Source organism: Pseudoclavibacter endophyticus (genome assembly GCF_008831085.1).
Lineage (GTDB): Bacteria > Actinomycetota > Actinomycetes > Actinomycetales > Microbacteriaceae > Pseudoclavibacter > Pseudoclavibacter endophyticus.
In genome coordinates this window covers 1,177,890-1,195,145 of the sequence record NZ_WBJY01000001.1, presented here as the reverse complement: position 1 = coordinate 1,195,145, position 17,256 = coordinate 1,177,890, and the positions used below count along the sequence as shown (strand labels likewise).

General features: G+C 68.5%; 18 protein-coding genes. 6 read left to right on the top strand and 12 right to left on the bottom strand.

Annotated elements, in window-relative coordinates; all coding sequences use genetic code 11:
• From F8O04_RS05235 to F8O04_RS05200, 8 genes are all read right to left on the bottom strand, one after another.
• On the bottom strand, positions 1-546 hold the full coding sequence (locus F8O04_RS05235) for an acetyl-CoA carboxylase biotin carboxyl carrier protein (RefSeq protein WP_158028238.1): 546 nt from the start codon (positions 544-546) through the stop codon (positions 1-3).
• 36 nt (positions 547-582) lie between these two features.
• Positions 583-2,100, bottom strand: coding sequence for a hypothetical protein (locus tag F8O04_RS05230; RefSeq protein ID WP_188726259.1), 1,518 nt, complete (start codon positions 2,098-2,100; stop codon positions 583-585).
• 12 nt (positions 2,101-2,112) lie between these two features.
• Positions 2,113-2,910, bottom strand: coding sequence for an ABC transporter permease (locus F8O04_RS05225; RefSeq protein ID WP_158028236.1), 798 nt, complete (start codon positions 2,908-2,910; stop codon positions 2,113-2,115).
• Positions 2,911-3,744: an ABC transporter ATP-binding protein gene (locus F8O04_RS05220; protein WP_158028235.1), complete on the bottom strand. Its 834-nt coding sequence runs from the start codon at positions 3,742-3,744 to the stop codon at positions 2,911-2,913.
• Between the two features lie 81 nt (positions 3,745-3,825).
• A complete protein-coding gene (locus F8O04_RS05215; protein ID WP_158028234.1) occupies positions 3,826-4,893 on the bottom strand; it encodes an ABC transporter substrate-binding protein in 1,068 nt (355 codons plus the stop codon).
• 14 nt (positions 4,894-4,907) lie between these two features.
• Positions 4,908-5,978 (bottom strand): ABC transporter substrate-binding protein, encoded by a 1,071-nt coding sequence (locus F8O04_RS05210; RefSeq protein ID WP_158028233.1) that lies wholly within the window; start codon positions 5,976-5,978, stop codon positions 4,908-4,910.
• Between the two features lie 152 nt (positions 5,979-6,130).
• A complete protein-coding gene (locus F8O04_RS05205; protein ID WP_158028232.1) occupies positions 6,131-7,252 on the bottom strand; it encodes a hypothetical protein in 1,122 nt (373 codons plus the stop codon).
• Positions 7,249-7,788: a UGSC family (seleno)protein gene (locus F8O04_RS05200; protein ID WP_158028231.1), complete on the bottom strand. Its 540-nt coding sequence runs from the start codon at positions 7,786-7,788 to the stop codon at positions 7,249-7,251. The genes F8O04_RS05205 and F8O04_RS05200 overlap by 4 nt, the downstream gene beginning before the upstream one ends.
• Positions 7,789-7,950: 162 nt before the next feature.
• Here F8O04_RS05200 and F8O04_RS05195 point away from each other — a divergent pair, with 162 nt between their 5' ends.
• The 3 genes from F8O04_RS05195 to F8O04_RS05185 are packed head-to-tail and all read left to right on the top strand — an operon-like array spanning position 7,951 to position 11,386.
• The gene (locus tag F8O04_RS05195) at positions 7,951-8,421 is read left to right on the top strand and encodes a MaoC family dehydratase (protein ID WP_158028230.1); all 471 of its coding nucleotides are present in this window, start codon (positions 7,951-7,953) and stop codon (positions 8,419-8,421) included.
• 5 nt (positions 8,422-8,426) lie between these two features.
• Entirely contained in the window at positions 8,427-10,163 is a 1,737-nt protein-coding gene (locus F8O04_RS05190) for an AMP-binding protein (RefSeq protein ID WP_188726260.1), read from the top strand.
• Positions 10,160-11,386 carry an acyl-CoA dehydrogenase family protein gene (locus F8O04_RS05185; protein ID WP_158028228.1) on the top strand — a complete coding sequence of 409 codons (1,227 nt, stop codon included), beginning with the start codon at positions 10,160-10,162 and terminating at the stop codon, positions 11,384-11,386. Before F8O04_RS05190 ends, F8O04_RS05185 begins: the two co-directional genes overlap by 4 nt.
• A 111-nt stretch (positions 11,387-11,497) precedes the next feature.
• Here the strand turns inward: F8O04_RS05185 and F8O04_RS05180 are convergent, their stop codons facing one another.
• The 3 genes from F8O04_RS05180 to F8O04_RS05170 are packed head-to-tail and all read right to left on the bottom strand — an operon-like array spanning position 11,498 to position 14,068.
• A complete protein-coding gene (locus F8O04_RS05180; RefSeq protein ID WP_188726261.1) occupies positions 11,498-12,364 on the bottom strand; it encodes an SDR family NAD(P)-dependent oxidoreductase in 867 nt (288 codons plus the stop codon).
• A 49-nt stretch (positions 12,365-12,413) separates the two neighbouring features.
• Positions 12,414-13,499 carry a hypothetical protein gene (locus tag F8O04_RS05175; RefSeq protein WP_188726262.1) on the bottom strand — a complete coding sequence of 362 codons (1,086 nt, stop codon included), beginning with the start codon at positions 13,497-13,499 and terminating at the stop codon, positions 12,414-12,416.
• Positions 13,496-14,068: a UGSC family (seleno)protein gene (locus tag F8O04_RS05170; protein WP_158028226.1), complete on the bottom strand. Its 573-nt coding sequence runs from the start codon at positions 14,066-14,068 to the stop codon at positions 13,496-13,498. The genes F8O04_RS05175 and F8O04_RS05170 overlap by 4 nt, the downstream gene beginning before the upstream one ends.
• 238 nt (positions 14,069-14,306) lie before the next feature.
• Here F8O04_RS05170 and F8O04_RS05165 point away from each other — a divergent pair, with 238 nt between their 5' ends.
• The 3 genes from F8O04_RS05165 (at position 14,307) to F8O04_RS05155 (ending at position 16,954) form a co-directional block, all read left to right on the top strand.
• Complete coding sequence (locus F8O04_RS05165) at positions 14,307-15,656, top strand: phenylacetate--CoA ligase family protein (RefSeq protein ID WP_188726263.1); 1,350 nt, start codon at positions 14,307-14,309, stop codon at positions 15,654-15,656.
• A 57-nt stretch (positions 15,657-15,713) separates the two neighbouring features.
• Positions 15,714-15,983 carry a hypothetical protein gene (locus F8O04_RS05160; RefSeq protein ID WP_158028224.1) on the top strand — a complete coding sequence of 90 codons (270 nt, stop codon included), beginning with the start codon at positions 15,714-15,716 and terminating at the stop codon, positions 15,981-15,983.
• 122 nt (positions 15,984-16,105) lie between these two features.
• Entirely contained in the window at positions 16,106-16,954 is an 849-nt protein-coding gene (locus F8O04_RS05155) for an IclR family transcriptional regulator (RefSeq protein WP_188726264.1), read from the top strand.
• Positions 16,955-16,975: 21 nt separating this feature from the next.
• Here F8O04_RS05155 and F8O04_RS14760 read toward each other — a convergent pair whose 3' ends face one another.
• Positions 16,976-17,149, bottom strand: a complete 174-nt coding sequence (locus F8O04_RS14760; RefSeq protein WP_188726265.1) for a hypothetical protein — start codon at positions 17,147-17,149, stop codon at positions 16,976-16,978.
• Positions 17,150-17,256: the final 107 nt, after the last annotated feature.

Here is a 17,256-nt window from a genome sequence, read left to right as displayed (position 1 = left end):
TCACTCACCTCCGTCGAGGCGCACGACGAAGAGCCGCTGGCCGAACTCGACGAGCTCCGAGTCCTGCACGCACACCTCGACGATTGTGCCCTCAACGCCCGCCGGGACAGGGGCGAACGTCTTCATGACCTCCACGAGGCCGACGGTCGTGTCGCTCGTGACACGCGACCCGACGGTGACGAAGGCGGGCGCTCCGGGCTCCGCCTGGGCATAGAACACGCCCATGAGCGGCGCGACGATCTCCACTCCGGCCGGGCTCTCGGCGGCAGCCGGTGTTGGTGCCTCCTGCCGGGGCGCGCTCGCTGCCCTGGACGCGACGGCAGGCGCCGCGTCGGCGGGTGCCGCCTGGGCGACAACCGGCTGCGCAGCGGGTCCCGTGATCGCGGGCTGCGGCGCCGAGGGCGGCTCGCCCTTCCCGAGCGTCACCTGGAGCCCATCGACCTTGAGCTCGAAGAAGTCGACGCCGGAACGCTCCAGACTGTCGATCAGCGTCGTCAGGTACTTCATGTCGTCGTCGCTGAGGAACGACGCCAGTTTGCCGGTCATCCGGTCACTTCCTTCTTCTCATGGCGGTCGTTCCGCTCAGCGGTCGATCGCGTTGGCGCCGCTTGCTGACCTTTGCAGCACAAGGGTGTCGTCGCCCGAGCGGACCTGGATGTAGCGGACGCTCGACGACGATTCGAGTCGCCGGATGAGGTCGGCGAGCGGCGATGATGAGGTCGCGTAACGCTTCGGCGGGCCGGCCGCGTGCATCTGCTCGACGTCGTGCTCGTTCTGCAAGATCGCGCGCAGGAGCAGCTCCTCGTCGCTGAGGTGGAGTCCGCCGTACGCCACGCGAGCCTCCTTGAGCGTCATCTCCGACGTCGACCGTTCGTGCAGTTCAGCGAGTTCGGCGGCCCGTGGGAGCGAGAGAATCCGATCTTTCAGGTTCGGGTCCATCCAGGTATAGCCCGAGTCCTCGCCGAACGCCCCCTGCGCAATCCGGATGATCGGGTCGATCACCGTCTCATACCTGGCGCCCGTCGCGACGTGGACGGCGGCCTGGGTCGCGACGTACTGCGAGTACGGCGTGATCATGATCGGGTACCCCAGCTCGCGACGAATCTCGATGCACTCCTGCAGCACCTCGTCGAGCCGGTCCTGCAGCCCGAGTCCCTCGAGCTGAAACCGGAGGTTGGAGATGACGCCGCCGGGGATCTGGTGGTTGTACTGATCGGCGTCGTATGCCGACGGTCGGCCGATCGGCATGCCCTCAATGTCGGCGAAGGTGTAGAGCCGCTCGGAGACGGCGCGTAGCCGCTCGTCGTCGACTGACACGTTATGGCCCTCGAGCCGAGCGTTCTTGACGATCTCGAGCACCGACGGCTGCGCGGAGCCGTTCGCGAGGGGCGGGATGCCGCAGTGGAGCGTCGAGACGCCGAGCTTCAGCGCCTCCAGGTAGACGATCGGGGCGAGCCCCGTCGTGCAGTGCGAGTGGATCTCGACCGGAACGTCGCCGGCTTCCCGCACGATGATGGGCAGGAGCGTCCGCAGGCGATCGGGCGTCAGCAGCCCTCCCTGGTCCTTCAGGTACAACCGCTCCGGTTTGAACGCCGCTGCGAGGCGGGTCTTCTCGGCGTAGTACTCGTCGGTGTGGCGGGGGGAGATGGTGTACGAAATCGCGATCGCGACGTCGTAGCCCATCTCATGCAGCCTCGGAACGTCGCCAGGCAGTTCGCGGTCGATCTGATCGAGCGTGTTGCACATGACCTGGGCCCGGTTGAGCACGCCGATCTCGGCCATGCGGCGAGTGAACAATTCACCGAGGACCGGTGGGGTCGGCACGCCGAACGTATTGAGGTTTCTCACGATCCCGCCCATACAGGCGGTGGGCGTCCGAGTGAACTTGCTGGCCAGCATGCGCATGGTGTCCCAGGGGTTCTCCTTCAGGTCCCTGACCATTTTCTTGAAGAAGATCGGGTTCGCCGGCACCTCGATGTACTCGAAACCGACCTGATCGAGGTCGTCGGCGACCTCCTGCATCATGCCGTACCGTATTCCGCTCGCCCAGAGACTCTGCGAGCCGTCACGAAGTGAGGTGTCGAGTATTCGTACGTCCACGTTCACCTCCTCTTAGACGCCCACGTTGTTCAGCCCGTAGACCGACTCGTGCCAGGGAATGAAGAACCGCTTGAGCTCATTGACGATGAGATACAGCACCAGACCGATGAGCGAGAGCCAGAGGATCAGCGCGAACGTCATTCCGGCATCGAGCGCGTTCATCGAGGCCACGACAAGGTTCCCGAGCCCGTCGTTCCCTCCGAGGTATTCGCCGACGATCGCGCCGATGGTCGCGAGCACGATGCCCACCTCCATTCCCGCGAAGAGGTGAGGCTGCAGCGAACGCATGTCGAGCTGCGTGAACCGCTGCCACCTCGACGCGTTGAGGCTTTGCAACACTTCACGGTGCCCCTGCTCGACCGACCGCACGCCGAGCAGCACGTTAAGCATGATGGGGAAGAACGCCAGCAGTACCGCGAGGACGATCTTCGAGGTCATCCCGAACCCGAACCAGATCACGAACAGCGGGATGAACGCGACCTTGGGGGCGACCTGCGAGATGATGATGAGGGGCCGCAGACTGACTTCGAGCCATCGAACCTTGCCGAGGATGACGCCGACGGTCAATCCGATGACGACCGCGATCAGGAAGCCGACGACGATCTCGGTGACCGTGACCCACGTCGCATTCCACGTCCTCGGGTCGGCGAACAGACCGATGAACGTTGATCCCACCTCGCCGGGCGGCGGGAAGATGAACGGATTCACGTTGAAGACCGTGACAATGATCTGCCACGCGATGATGATCAGGATCACGAGCAGCGGTGTCGCAATCCACGGCAGGAGCTTCAGCATTCGTGAACGGCTCATTTAGTCATCCTTGTCAATGTCGCTGCGGAGATTGCGGACGATCTCGTTGAATTCGAGCGTCGTCTGCACGTCGACCGATCGCGGCTTCGGGAACTCCGCCGGCACGATCTGGTGGATGCGGCCCGGACGTGGCGTCATGTGGACGACGCGGTCGGCCAGGAAGACGGCCTCCGGGATGTCGTGCGTCACGAACACCACCGTCGACGTCGTCTCCAGCACGATGCGCTGCAGCTCGAGGTTCATCCGCTCCCGCGTGAGTGCATCGAGTGCCCCGAACGGTTCGTCCATCAGGAGCAGCTCGGGTTCCGTCGAAAGGGCGCGCGCGATTGCCGCGCGCTGGCGCATGCCGCCAGACAACTCCCTGGGGTACGACTTCTCGAATCCGGTGAGCCCGACGAGCTCGGCGAGCTCGGTGGCGCGGGCCCGTCGCTGGCGCTTCCCAACACCGCGCAGCTTCATCGGCAGCGCGATGTTGTCGAGCACGCTGAACCATGGGAACAGGTTGCTCTCCTGGAACACGAAGCCGAGCTTGGTGATCGCTGAGGAGTCCACCTGCGTCCCGTTCCACAGCCGCTTCCCGTCGACCTCTATCTCGCCGCTGGTCGGCGGCAGCAAGCCGCCGACCATGCGCAAGAGCGTCGTCTTTCCACAGCCCGACCGGCCGATCACCGCGACGAACTCGCCCTTCTGGATGCTCAGGTCGACGCCCGAAACGGCGTGCGTGACACCGTTCCGAGTGCGGAAGTCCCTCCCGACGTCGCGGATCAGGAGCCGTGGAACGTCGCCTTCCGCAGCATCCTTTCCGGCCGATTGCTCGACGCTCGTCGCTGCCATAGTCATACTCTCCCTACTCGCCGGCCATTCCTGACCGCGCGATGTCGTCTTTTCAGCCGCACCCTTGCTCGGGTCGTCTGCTCAGTCGGTGGGAACGAACTCATCGGTCACCCACGACTGCGGGTCGTGCCCGCCTTCGAGGAGGCCACCTTCGACATAGGTGTCGTAGGCGATCTGCCATGCTTCGGCGTCGTTCTCGATGAGTCCGTGGTCGCCGTCCGGATCGATCCACACGTTTTCCGCGTACCACGACAGCGACTCGATCGCGACCTCCTCGACGCTCAGCGCTGGAATCTCGAATTCGCTCTGCTCGAGGATCGAGATCACCTCTGCGAAATCGTTTGGAGCGTCGTCGAGGACGAACTGCATCGCTTCGCGAATCGCCGCGAGGAAGGCTCGAACCTCCTCGGCACGCTCTGCATCCTCGAGAAGCGCAGAACTCGCTATCCAGGTGTGAAGGTCGGGCGTCTCCTCGAGGCCGGCCTGTGACAGGACCGCGTCGTCGTTTTGGTTGCCGATGTAGAACGCGGTGTCGATGCTGACCATGTAGGTGGCCAACTGTCCCTGACGAACGAGTTCGAACGTCGCGCTCGTAACGGGCACGGCCTGACGCGTCACGTCGTCTCGTGCAACGCCGTTCGCGTCGAGCGTGAGGTTCAGCAGGTTCTCGCTGGTACCTCCGATCGACCCGAGGCCGACGACCTGCCCGGCCATGTCCTGGGCCGACTCGATCGGATTCGCGTCATGTGAAAGGAACCAAATCGGAGAGCCGTACGCCATCGTGCCGATCGAGCTGATCGGCTGGCCCTGTTCGAACGCGGGGAACGAGTCGAGCGAGCTCACTCGCGTGATGTCCGCTGCTCCCGAGATGACCGCCTGCATCGCCGCGGCGCTGCCTTGGACCGGCTCGAGATTGACGTTCAGCCCGTGTTTCTCGAAGTAGCCGCCCGCGTACGCGAACATCTCCGGTGTGAAGGTGATCGAGTCGAGCGGCAGGAACGTGACGACGTTCATGTCATGCAGTTCCTGGCCGTCGTCGGTGGCGCATCCCGTGAGAATGAGCGCCGCCGCGCCGACCAGGGCCGTCGCGATGCGCCCCTTCGGGGTCCGCGCAGATTTCGATGTCCCGGTACGTGCGGTGATCGTCATATCCGGAGTTCCACTCACTCGGTGGGGAGCAGGTCGTCGGTCATCCACGCACTCGGATCGTGGCTGCCCTCGACGAGGCCGGTGCCCGCGTAGCTCTCGTAGGCGGCAGCCCACTTCTCCTGATCGTTGACCAGGATGTCGCCGCCCGTCTCGGGGTTGACCCACGTCTCCGTCGTGTAGAAGTCGAGCGCCTCCTTGGCGATCGCGTCGTCGTCGAGCGCGGCGAACTGGAACTCGCCGCTCTCGCGCAGCATCTCGAGCACGTTCACGTAGTCGTTCGGCGCGTCGTCGATCACGAACTGCACGGCGTCTCGAATCGCGGCCATGAACGCCGTCACGCGCGGGCCCTTCTCGGGGTCCGCCGCCGTTTCCTCGGAGACGAGCCAGGTCTGGAAGTCGGGGACCTCATCGAGCCCGGCCGCGTCGATGACTGCATCCTCATTTTGCTGCGCGATCGCGATCGAGGTGTCGAGGCTCACGATGTAGCCGGCGAGCTGCCCCTGCTTGACGAGCTCGAATGTCGCCCCCGTCACGGGCACGCTCTGGCGCGTGACCGAATCGGGGTCGACGCCCTCGGCGTGCAGCATGAGGTCCAGCGCCTTCTCGCTCGTGCCGCCGATCGAGCCCATGCCGATCGTCTGTCCGGCCATCGACGCGCCGTCCTCGATCGGGTGCGACGCGGCCGAGGCGACGCGAATGTTCGACTTGTGCGCCATCGTGCCCACCGCCAGGAGCGGCTGGCCCTGCTCGAACGGCGGCATCGAGTCGATCGTGCTCGCGCGCGTAACGTCAGTGGCGCCGCTGATGACGGCCTGGATCGCGGCGGCCGATCCCTGCACGGCCTGCAAATCCACGTCGAGGCCGTGGTCCTCGAAGAAGCCGCCCGCGTAGGCGACCATCTCGGGCGTGAAGGTGAACGACTCGAGCGGCAGGAAGGTCACGGCGCTCAGGGGCTGCAGCTCCCCCTCACCCCCGCCCGCTCCGTCGGCCGCGCAGCCCGTGAGGGCGAGCGCCGCAGTGGCGATCACGGCCGCGGTGGTCTGTCGCAGTCTGCGCGCCGCGCCGTTGCGTGTGCGAAGTGACATGAAAGCTCCTCAGCTATCGGGCCGCTCGTCATCGGGCGGCACTGTCGCATCATCGCCCCTCAGTGGGCCCGGGCGCGGGAGGTTTTCGTTCTCCGAAACGCACCGAGCCCGGGCCGGGGGCCGGTTGGTTGTCGTGGGTGGTTCGCCTCGCGCTACGCGCGAATGGCGGTCGCCGAGTACGGTTCCTCGCGCGGCGGGTTGAGGGTGAACACCTCGACCACGGCGGACACGCCGGCGTTGTTGGCGCCCGCGACCACGATCTGCACCGAGCTCGGGAATCGCAGCACCGGCACGCGGTCGGGTTCGTCGCTCGAGGCCGCGGAGTCGGCGGTCGCGTCGGGGTGCGCGCGGGGCAGGCGCCACCGCGACTTCGTTGCGAGCGCGTCCTTGCCGACCCGCTCGAGGTCGGCGCGGTCGAGCACCGCATTCGTCGTGATGTAGTCGCGCAGTTGAGCCTTGCTCCAGCCGGCGTCGGCGAAGAGTGCGGCGTGCTCGGGCGTCAACACCAGCAGCGTGCTCGTGTACTCGTGGATCAGCGCACCCGTGCGCGCGATCGTGTCGATGAGATCCTCTGCGAGCTGTTCTGGCGTCATCGCGTGGCGCGCCTCGATGTGCACGACGGAACGGATCACGAACGCCGTCACGACGCTCTCGTCGGCGCCGAACCCGTGCTCGACGTGGAACGGCTCCCAGGGGCTCAGCTCCTCGTATTCGCCGATGACCGCCGCGTAGCGCGCGGGCGTGCCCTGCGTCGCCTGGTCGAGGAGATGCGGGCGCAGTCCGAAGACGTTATTGAGTGCAAGGCGAATCGCGCGGCCGATCGTCGCGTTGGCGCGGAAGCCCGAGCCGAACACATTGCCGGCGCAGTTGACGCCGAGCTCGGTGCGGACGGGGCCGTTGACGAGCAGGAACGGGGCCGTTCCCGTTGTCGACTGCCAAATGCCACGAACCGGATGCGGTTCCTTCGCGATCGACTCCCACGCCGCGATCACGGCGGGCACGTATTCGGGCTTGCAGCCCGCGAGCGCCGCATTGAGCGCGGCGAGCTCGACCGTGAGCTCGCGGTTGAGGTGCGGGATCCGAAAGAGCACCTCCGCCGGATCGCGATCGGTCGCCGCGAGGAACTCCTCGAGGATCGACGCGGTGACCGGGACCACGGGCATGCCATCGGTCCACTCGTTCTCAAACGCGGCCTCGATCGCCGCCCGCACGGCCCTGCCGTCGATCTCCGTCACTGTGCCGCCGGCGTCCGTCGCCATCATCTCGCTCGTCATGCCTCAACCCCCAGGATGCTCAGCACCTGCGGCAGCGCCGCCTCGGCGCGCTCGCGGATCTCGTCGTTGTTCAGGCTGGCGACCGGGTGCGGCACCGCCATGAACTGGAAGTCGGGGAAGCCCTGCACGCTCGCCATGGCGCGGCCCGACGCGAAGAAGGAGTCCGAGGTGATCGACACGGTCGGTACGCCGACACGTTCGAACAGCAGCCCGTCGGCCACCGTGGCAGCGCTGCAGGAACCGCAGTCGCCCACGGCGGTGACGACCACATCACAGTCGCGCACGATCTCATCGAGCAGCTCCTGCTTGACCGGCGTGCCGAAGTAGTCCTTCGTGTAGAGCTTCGTTGCTCCGACGCCATACCGCGTCGTGAGCAGGTCGCCGAGCGCGTTCAGCAGCAGCGTCGCGTTGGGTTTGGTGTTGTCGAGGAGTCCCACGGTGAGTCCCTCGAGGCTCACGGGGCGCGGCGAGAGCGTCGTCGCCGACGTATCGTCGGCCACCCCGGTCGGGTCGAGCATCGGCTCTAACGTAGCCATCAGCATCCCTTCATCGGTCGGCGGGCCACCTTCGGCCCGCATGCAGCGGAACTGTCGCACGGTGGGCGTAGCCCGGCGCGCGCCGTTTCGCAGGATGGAAAGCGGCACGAAGGCCTCGCGCGCGGGGGACAAAGTGGTGAGCATCCGATGCGAAGGAGCACGATGACCGACACCGAAACGACGACGTTCGTCGCGACCATCGACGACCTCGACGGGGCAGAGGGCACCGCCTTTGGCCCCTCGAGCTGGCGCGAGATCACGCAGGACGACATCGACACGTACGCCGACCTCACGGGCGACGACAACCCCATCCACGTCGACGCCGACGCCGCGGCCGCCTCGCCATTCGGCACGCGCATCGCGCACGGGATGCTCACGCTCGGCATGGTGGTGCGCCACCTCCGCGAGATCTACCGCATCACCGACACGGGAACCGGCATCGTCTACGGGTTCAACCGCATCCGGTTCCCCGCGCCGGTGCCGTCGGGCGGTCGCATCCGGGTGCGCGGCACTATCGCGAACGTCACCGCGATCGACGGCGGCGTGCAGGTCGCGCTCGAGCTCGTCTACGAGCTCGAAGGCGGCGGCAAGCCAGTCACCGTGGCGGAGCTTGTCCTGCGGCACCTGCGATGAGCGGCGTGAACACCGGGTCCCGGTCGGCGGCCGACGCGGCCGCGGACGTTTCGGCGGATAACACGGTGGCGTGGGCGCCCCACTACAGCGACCTGTGGCAGGGCATCGCGGCACGGACGCCCGAACGACGGGCCGTCGTCACGCCGCTCGGCGAGGTCACGTGGGGGCAGCTGGCGCGCGAGGCCGGCGCAGTCGCCGCGCACCTCACGCGCGCCGGCCTCGTGCAGGGCGACGCGGCGGCCACGTTGCTCTACAACCGAGCCGAGTTCCTAACGTTCCTGTGGGCGTGCCTGTCGATCGGCGTCGCGCCCGTCGCGATCAACTACCGGTACCGGGCCACCGAGGTGCGCGAGCTACTCGTCGACTCGAACTGCCGGTCATTTCTGTTCCAGGCGACCGAGCGCGACCTCGCGCTCGAGGCCGCCGACGGCCTTGACATCGATCTCATCGAGGTCGATGACGAAGCGCAGGGGTCGCCGGACGCTCGACAGGCGCCGAAAGGGGCCGGCGAGCAGCCGGTCCCACGGGCTGCCGCAGGGCACGCGCCTTCAGGAACACCGGTGCCGTACGCCGACGTCATCGCGGCGGGCGGCTCCATGCCCGCCACCGCTCCCAGCGGCGCCTGCATGCGCCTCTACACGGGCGGTACCACGGGGTCGCCGAAAGCGGTCGTGTGGGATCTCGACACGCTCCTCGTCGTGCGCCGCAACTCCACCTGGGGGCTCATCGGCGCCGAACCGCCGACGACGTTCGAGGAGGCGGTCGACATCGCGTGCGACCCCACGCGTCAGCAGCTCGTCACCCTCCCCATGAGCCCGCTGCTCCACGGCACCGCGCAATCGGCGACCATGGCGACGCTCGCGATCGGCGGCTGCGTCGTGCTGCAGGGTGCTCCCCGAATGGACGTGCAGCGTGTCTACGAACTCATCAGGGAGCACCGCGTCAATCGCGTCATCGTCGCCGGCGACGTGCTCGCACTCCCGCTTGTCGAGGCCGCGGAGGCCGGTGACGGCCTGCCCGACGTCACGTCGATCATCAGCTCCGGCATGCGACTCTCGGCCGACACGAAGCGCCGGCTCCACGCGCAGGGGGATATGACCATCGTCGATATGTTCGCCTCGAGTGAGGGCGGCCCTTACGCGCTCGGCGTCTCGAGGTCGGCCGACGAGGTCACGACGCGCATGGAGCTCACCCCCGACGCCGTGATCCTCGATGCCGAGCACCGGGCGCTCGATCCCGTGCCGGGCACCGTCGGTCTCATCGCCTTCCGCGGCATTCTGCCGACCGGGTACTTCGGCGATCCGGTCAAGACGGCCTCGTCGTTTCCCGTGATCCGCGGGCGCCGGCATCTGGTGCCCGGCGACTGGGTGCGCGTCGAGGACGACGGCCGGATCGAGCTCCTCGGCCGCGGCCGTGCCGTCGTCAACACTGGCGGAGAGAAGGTCTTCCCGGCCGAGGTCGAGCAGGCGCTGCTCGAGCACGACGCCGTCAGCGATGCCGTCGTGTTCGGCATGCCGCACCCCCGTTACGGCGAGGTGGTGTGCGCCGCCGTCGCCGTCGAGGACGGCGCCGACGTCACGGGCGGGCAACTGTCGGCGTTCGTGGGCCAGCGGCTCGCCGGTTACAAGAAGCCGAAACACGTGTTTCTGCGGACGAGCCTCGACCGCTCGGTGACGGGCAAGATCCCCCTCGAACGCCTTCGCGACGAGGCGGCGGCCGAGCTCGGACCCGCCAGGGCATGACACCGCTGCCGACCGATCTCCTGGGGTACCGAGACGAGCTGCTGTCCGGCGCGGAGCACGCGAAGCTCGACGAGTTGCGCGCCTTCCTCGAGGCCGAGGCGCGTCCCCACCTCGCCAGCTGGTGGGAGCGCGCCCACTCCCCCGTCGAGCTGCGACCCGGCTTGGCGGCGCTGCGGCTCGAGGATGACCCGTCGCTGCTCGGGAGCCCGCACTCGCGCGCTCCCGAGCCGGCGCTGTCCCCGTACTACGTCGGCTTCAAGCACTTCGAGTTCCAGCGCTTCGACGCGTCGATCGCCACGCTCTACGGCGGCAACGTCGGCATGTTCCGCACCGTGCTGCGCGGGGGTGCGTCGCCGGAACAGCTCGCGAGCCTCGAGCCCGGCATCCTGTCGTTCGAGACGACCGGATGCTTCGCGCTCACGGAGCCCGATCACGGCTCCGACGTCGCGCGCGGCATGGAGACGACCGCGGAGCGCCATGGGCACGGCGAAGGCGCCACATGGACGATCCGGGGGCGCAAGCGCTGGATCGGCAACGCGAGCGTCTCCGACCTGATTCTCGTCATCGCCCGCGACGCCGGCGATGGCGAGGCGCGCGCATTCCTCGTTCCGCGCACGGCTCCCGGCGTCGAGATCACGGATATCCCTGGGAAGATCGCGTTGAGGATGGTGCGCAACGGCGACATCGTGCTCCGCGACGTGCGTGTGCCCGAATCGAGCCGGCTGCCGGGCATCACGCACTTCGCCGACATCGCGCGCATCCTCGGCGACCTGCGGTTCGTCGTCGCGTGGAATGCCGCCGGCATGCAGGCGGGCGCATACGAGGCGGCGGTTCGGCACGCGACCGAGCGGGAGCAGTTCGGCCGGCCGATCGGCGGGTTCCAGCTCGTGCAGGAGCAGCTGGCGCGAATGCTCGGGAACGTCACGGCGACGCTCGCGCTGGCCGCCCGCATCACCGAGCTGCGCCTCCGCGACGAGTTCACGGGAGAGATCGCATCGCTCGCGAAGGCCTTCGCCGCGGCGCGCCTGCGCGAGACCGTCGCGCTCGGTCGCGGCATCGGCGGCGGCGACGGCCTGCTCGTCAAGAACGACCTGGGCCGGTACTTCGCCGACGCGGAGGCCGTCTACACCTACGAGGGAACCCACGAGATGAACTCGCTCATTGTGGGAAGGGCCGCGACGGGTCTCAGCGCCTTCACGCCCCGGTCGTCGCCGGCCGGATAGAGCGGCGGCGTGGTGCCCGCGCCACGGTTCGGCGGCGTGGTGCCCGCGCGACGGTTCACCGGCGTCGCGCGGCACCGCGCCGTGCGGCCCCGCTCCTGAGCCGCTGCGGCCCTACTCCCCCTTGCCGGGATCAGGGGACCCCGCACTGCCGACATTGCCGCGCGCAGCCGCGCTCATGCCGCCGCCGTCGACCGAGAACACCTGGCCGGACACCCACCTCGCCTGCTCGGTGAGCAGGAAGAACCCGGCAGAGGCGATGTCCCACGAGTTGCCCTCGATCTGCATCGCCACACTCTTGCGGCGCAGCTCGCGGCGGTCCTCGGTCATGCCCTTGGCCGCGAACGCGCCCCAGATCATGCCGACGCGCACGCAGTTCACGCGAATGCGCCGAGACGCGAGCGTCTGCGAAGCGCCGATCGTGAGCTTCTCGAGCGCGTGCTTGGCGAAGGTGTAGGCCATTCCGGGGCCACGACCCTCGGTCGCACCCGACGACACGGTGACGATCGCCCCGCCGTCTTCCATGGCGGGCGCGACGTGCTTGATCAGCATCCACGCCGACTTGAAGTTCAGCGTCATGGTCGCGTCGAACTCCTCTTCGCTGACCGTGAGGATGCTCTCGACGCTTCCCCCGCCGATCGAGTCGGCGACGACGTCGATTCGGCCGAACCGTTCCTTCGCCGCGGCAACCGCCGTTTGGCACGAGGCGTCGTCCATGATGTCGAGCTCGATCCACTCGGCATCGACGCCGAGCTCCCGGATCAGCTCGACGGCGCGTTCGCCCGCCTCCCGATCACGGTCGAGCACCGCCACGTTGGCGCCGCTTCGCGCGCACAGCCAGGCGATCCCGAATCCGACCCCGCCCTCGGGGCCGCTCAGGCCGCCACCGGCGATGGCCGCCACCTTCCCGGTCAGCCACGGGCCCTCCGCCGTAGCCAGGGGGTCGGAGATGGCCTGCCGCCACTTCTCGTCAATCGTCACGAATGTTCCTCTCAGTTGTGCGGCACGCGCCGTTGCGAGCGGGTCGCCGTCAGTGAATCCGGAACGCCTTGCCCGGCCAGCGCGAGAACACGCGCACCACCATCGAGATGGCCGCGTTGGGCGACCCTCCGACCACGATGGGCAGGTGCTCCGGCGTGGGCTCGGCGAAGACGGGGTGGAAGTGGTCGTCATCGAACCGCTGATCGCCGCGGCTGAGCGCCTTCCCGACCGCGGCGAGCTGCGCCTCGGTCTTTCCGGCGTGCTCGACGAGCCACTCGCGTACGTCCTGCTTCGACCAGCCGGCCTCGGCGAGCACGCGCGCGTGGTCGGGGTTGAGCACGAGCAGGCACGCCGAGGTGGGGAAGATCCACGGACCGGTCCGCTGCATCGAGTCGGCGAAGTCGCGCAGCACCTCGATCGGGTCGTTGAAGTGCCGGTTATCGACGAACTCGCTCGTGCGCGCCAGGATGACGCTCACGGCATCGGCCCCCTCGTCGAGCCCGAGCTCGGTGGCGAACGACTCCCAGGGGCTGCGTTCCTCGGCCTCGCCGAAGCACTGCGCCCACCGGCCCGGCACGCCCTGCGTCGCCTGCTCGAGCTCGTGAGGCACGACGCCGAGGCTGTTTCGCACGGTGAGGCCGATGGCCCTCGGGATCGTCGCGTTCGGCCGGAAACCGGGGCCGAAGATGCCGCCTGCGCTGTTGAGTTCGAGCCGCTGACGGATGGGCCCGTTGACGATGACGACGGGCGAGGGTCCGCTCGTCGACTGCCATGCTCCGCCAATCGCCGTGCGGTCGGCCGAAAGCGCCTCCCAGGCCGTCAGCACGACGGGCAGGTACTCGGGCCGGCATCCGGCCATGATCGCGTGCACGGTGATGTCGCGCACGGTCGCCTGCTTGTCGAGTTGCGGCAGCCGGGCCAGGATCTCGTCCGGGTCGCGGTCGGTGTGCGCCAGGAAGCGCTCGACCTCATCCTCCGTTGCCGGGAGCGTCGGCAACCCGTCGGTCCAGCCGCGGTCGAAGAGGTGCTCTGCGACGGCACGCGCGGCGGCCGGGTCGAGCTCGGAGCTCCCCGACTGCGCATCGTCCGCGACCTCGATCGCGGCGGGGCCTCCCGTAGGTGCGGGCGCCGTCATCGAGCCGCGCCCGCCGCTGCCGATGCCACGATGCGACCGACCACGTCATCGACGAGCGCCCGGCCGCGCTCGCGCACGCCCTGGTCGTCGAGGTTCGCGACGGGGTGGCTCGTAACGATGAAATCGAAGTCGGGGGCGCCCTTGAGCTTCGCCATCGCGCGGCTGTTGCCCTCGAAGGCGTCGGTGCAGATGACGGCCGCCGGGATGCCGTTCGCCTCGAGGGCGATGCCGTCAGCCACCGCGGCGGCGCTGCAGGACCCGCAGTCGCCGACGCCGATCACGAGCACGTCGACCTCGTCGCGGAGGTCCTGCAACTGCTCGTCGCTGAAGGGCATGGCGAACTGTCGCTTGGTCCGGCGCACGACCTGCCCGAGGTCGAACCGTTCACCGAGCCCATCTGCAAGGGCGTCGAGGATCTCGGCCGCATTGCGCTTGGTGTTCTCGAGGACTCCGACGCGCAGCCCGTCGAGGCTCTCGACGCGGAGTGGTCCTCCTGCGACGCTCGCCGGCTTCGTTGCCTGCGTCGAAAGTGAGGAAATCGTGGGATCGAGGATCTGTTGCGTTGACATGTGTGCTCTCCGTTCACGTCCGCCACAATGCTGACGCTGCGCAACACCGCAATGCACCGCCGCTTCCGCGGCACGGAACCCCGTCCGCTTCCCGCCCGGCCCGCGTTCGGACGCGCAACGAGGCCCATTCCATCGAGTGGAAGAATCGTTGGTGGAGCGGGCATCCAGCGACCAGCATTGGCGCAGGTCGAAGCGGGGCGCTGCCCGGCGACGACGCGCAACGATGAATGGAGCCCGCATGTCGCAGACCGGTCTCGAGACCTCCCCGCCGTCGACGGTGTCGTGGGAACAGCTGCAGGAGCATCAGGTCGCGATGTTCCGCGACCTGCAGAACCGCCTCACGCAACACGAGGTGTGGCGGTCGCGCATCGGCCACCTGCAGCCGGTGGACGCGTACGCAGCCCTCCGGGATGTGCCGTTCACCACGAAGCACGACCTCCGCGACGCCCAGGTGGAACCCGACCCGACGAAGCCTCTCGGCGCCTTCCAACTCGCCAGCACCGATCAGCTCGTGCAGATCACGAGCTCGTCGGGCACGACCGGCGCGCCGACCTACTTCGGCGTCACGGCCAACGACCTCGACCGCTGGCGCGCCGGCATCGGCAACGCGTACCGCACGGCCGGCGTCGAGCCCGGCACCATCGTCGCCCTCACGACCGGCATGGCGATCGTCGCGGGCGGCATGCCGTACGCCGACGGGATCCGATCGGCGGGCGGAGCGCTCGCCTGGATCGGCGGTCAGACGACCGCGCGGATGGCGACGGCCATGCAGCGCCTTCGCGTGAGCGTGCTGGTGGCCACCGCCTCCTTCGCCACGCACTTCGCGAACCGGTGCGAAGAGCTGCTCGGCGTGCCGGCGCCCGAGCTGGCCGTGAGAACGGTCATTGCCGGCGGGGAGCCCGGGGCCGGCGTGCCCCACATCCGCCAGAGCATCCTCGACGCGTGGGGGGCGACCCGCGTAAGCGAATTCATGGGCCTCGGCGACGTGCTCCCCGCGCTGTGGGCCGAGTGCGAGGCCGGTGGAGGCATGCACTTCACCGCTGCCCCAGACGTGCTGGTCGAGCTCATCGACCCCGAGACGCACGAGCACGTGCCGTGGGAGCCGGGCGCGACCGGCGAGGCGATCTACACGACCCTCACGCGCGAGGCGTGCCCGGTCGTCCGCTTCCGGTCCGGCGATCAGCTGCTCGTCACGGGTGTCGAATGCGCCTGTGGCCGCACGGCACCGACCGTGCGCTGCGTCGGCCGCACCGATGACATGCTCATCTACAAGGCCATGAACGTCTACCCGTCGTCGATCCGCGAGGTCGTACTCGACACGGCCTCCGACGTGCTCAGCGGCACCATGCGAATCCGCAAGGAGACGAAGGACCAGGTGCGCTTCGATACGCCGCTGCCGCTCGAGGTCGAGCTACGCGAGGGGCTCGACGCCGCCACTGCCGAAGGGCCCCTCCGGGCGGCCGCCGACGCCGTTTCCGAGCGGTTGCGCGTGCGCGTCGCGATCGAGCCGCGGACCCACGGCGAGATCCCCATCAGCGATTACAAGAACGCCCTCACCTACGTCGAGGGCACGAACCCCTACGCCTGAAACGGCGAGGCGGCGGCGCTCGCGCATGACCGCCACGATGAAGACAAGGAGCATCCCATGGCCCCCAGCATCGACGAACTGCGCACCATGCTCGAGACCGACGGCTTCGGGCTCGAGATCAACGAGCAGCCCGACCGGACGCACGTCGAGGTCGTCATGACCTCGCCCGACGCGTGCGCCGACTGCATCGTGCCCGAGTCGATCATGCGCATGTACCTCGAGCCGGCGCTCGGCGTGCAGGGTGACGCACTGACGATCTCGTACCCGCCCGAGTCGGCCTCCCCGACTTCGACGTCCTCGACGGCAGGTGCAGACACGACACCATGACGCGCGCGCCTCGCCGTCTCACCGCTGTCCCCACTGGTGACGAGGTAACGTTGAACGAGCGGCCGCCGCAGCAGAATGCGGCGCAGAAGGTCAACGTTGAATGCCGCGGACGGGGGGCATCGGTGGTTTCGGCAGTCGCATCAGAGGCGGCAGGGAACGAGCAGGAGGCTCCGAAGCGCACCGCCGCGCAGCGCGTGCTGTCGGTGCTCGGCGCCTTCGCGCACGGCGACGGCTCGCTGCGGCTGTCGGAGATCAGCCGGCACGCTGACCTGCCCCTGCCGACCGCGCACCGCCTCGTACGCGAACTGCTCGAGTGGGGCGGCCTTGACGTCGACGAGCAGGGGCGGTACCGGCTGAGCCGCCGGTTCCTCGACCTTGCCTCGGCCTCGACGAGCGGCATGCGCATGCGCGAGCTCGCGGTGCCACACCTCGTCGACCTGCACCGCCGTACGGGGTTGTCGGTGCAGCTCGCTGTGCGCGACGACCATGAGGTCGTGTACCTCGATGCGCTCCGCGCTCACCCCAACTGGAGCGGCGCGAACCGGATCGGCGGTCGCCTGCCGCTGCACGTGACGGCGACGGGCCTCGTGCTGCTCGCGGATGCTGCGCCCGACGACATCGAAGACTTCGCGTCGAAGCACCTCAGCCGCTTCACCGAGTTCAACCCCGCGACGCCGAGCGAGCTGAAGGCCGTCCTCGCGCGCGTGCGACGCGACGGGTACTGCATCTCGGAGAAGTTCGTCGCGCACGGCGCCGGTGCGATCGCGGCGCCGATTCACGACAGCTCGGGAAAGGTCGTCGCAGCGATCGGGGCGGTGTTCCGTACCGGCACCCAGTCGCCGGCCCCGCTCGTCGACCCCGTCCGCCTCTACGCCACGCGTATCTCGGCCGCTCTCTCGGCGAACTCGACCCCGCTCGACCAGCGCACGATCGACTTCAATCGCCGTCGGGCTGGCATCGTCAGCTCGTAGCCGCACCGGTGCCGGGCGGCGTCAGCCGCCGAGCAGGTTCAGCAGGCCGACGAGCGCGGGCGCCGCGAGCGCGACGATGACGATCGTGGCCAGGAGCTTGACTCGCGGCGACCTCGATCGCTGCTGGATATCGTCGTCGTCCGGTTCGGGGCGCTCGGCGCGCGGCTCGCCGGGCAGGTCGCCAAGGGTCGGCATTCGTCTCCGTTCCTACGGTCGGGATGCGCGGGGCGCGAGCTGGGGTCGGGCGACCGCGGTCGTTCCCGCCAGCGTACCGGCCGCCGACCGCCGCGCCGCCTGACCAC

Coding starts and splice junctions, on each gene's coding strand:
- F8O04_RS05235 (WP_158028238.1), bottom strand. CDS start 546: ATGACCGGCAAACTGGCGTCGTTCCTCAGCGACGACGACATGAAGTAC.
- F8O04_RS05225 (WP_158028236.1), bottom strand. CDS start 2,910: ATGAGCCGTTCACGAATGCTGAAGCTCCTGCCGTGGATTGCGACACCG.
- F8O04_RS05220 (WP_158028235.1), bottom strand. CDS start 3,744: ATGGCAGCGACGAGCGTCGAGCAATCGGCCGGAAAGGATGCTGCGGAA.
- F8O04_RS05215 (WP_158028234.1), bottom strand. CDS start 4,893: ATGACGATCACCGCACGTACCGGGACATCGAAATCTGCGCGGACCCCG.
- F8O04_RS05210 (WP_158028233.1), bottom strand. CDS start 5,978: ATGTCACTTCGCACACGCAACGGCGCGGCGCGCAGACTGCGACAGACC.
- F8O04_RS05205 (WP_158028232.1), bottom strand. CDS start 7,252: ATGACGAGCGAGATGATGGCGACGGACGCCGGCGGCACAGTGACGGAG.
- F8O04_RS05200 (WP_158028231.1), bottom strand. CDS start 7,788: ATGGCTACGTTAGAGCCGATGCTCGACCCGACCGGGGTGGCCGACGAT.
- F8O04_RS05195 (WP_158028230.1), top strand. CDS start 7,951: ATGACCGACACCGAAACGACGACGTTCGTCGCGACCATCGACGACCTC.
- F8O04_RS05185 (WP_158028228.1), top strand. CDS start 10,160: ATGACACCGCTGCCGACCGATCTCCTGGGGTACCGAGACGAGCTGCTG.
- F8O04_RS05175 (WP_188726262.1), bottom strand. CDS start 13,499: ATGACGGCGCCCGCACCTACGGGAGGCCCCGCCGCGATCGAGGTCGCG.
- F8O04_RS05170 (WP_158028226.1), bottom strand. CDS start 14,068: ATGTCAACGCAACAGATCCTCGATCCCACGATTTCCTCACTTTCGACG.
- F8O04_RS05165 (WP_188726263.1), top strand. CDS start 14,307: ATGTCGCAGACCGGTCTCGAGACCTCCCCGCCGTCGACGGTGTCGTGG.
- F8O04_RS05160 (WP_158028224.1), top strand. CDS start 15,714: ATGGCCCCCAGCATCGACGAACTGCGCACCATGCTCGAGACCGACGGC.
- F8O04_RS14760 (WP_188726265.1), bottom strand. CDS start 17,149: ATGCCGACCCTTGGCGACCTGCCCGGCGAGCCGCGCGCCGAGCGCCCC.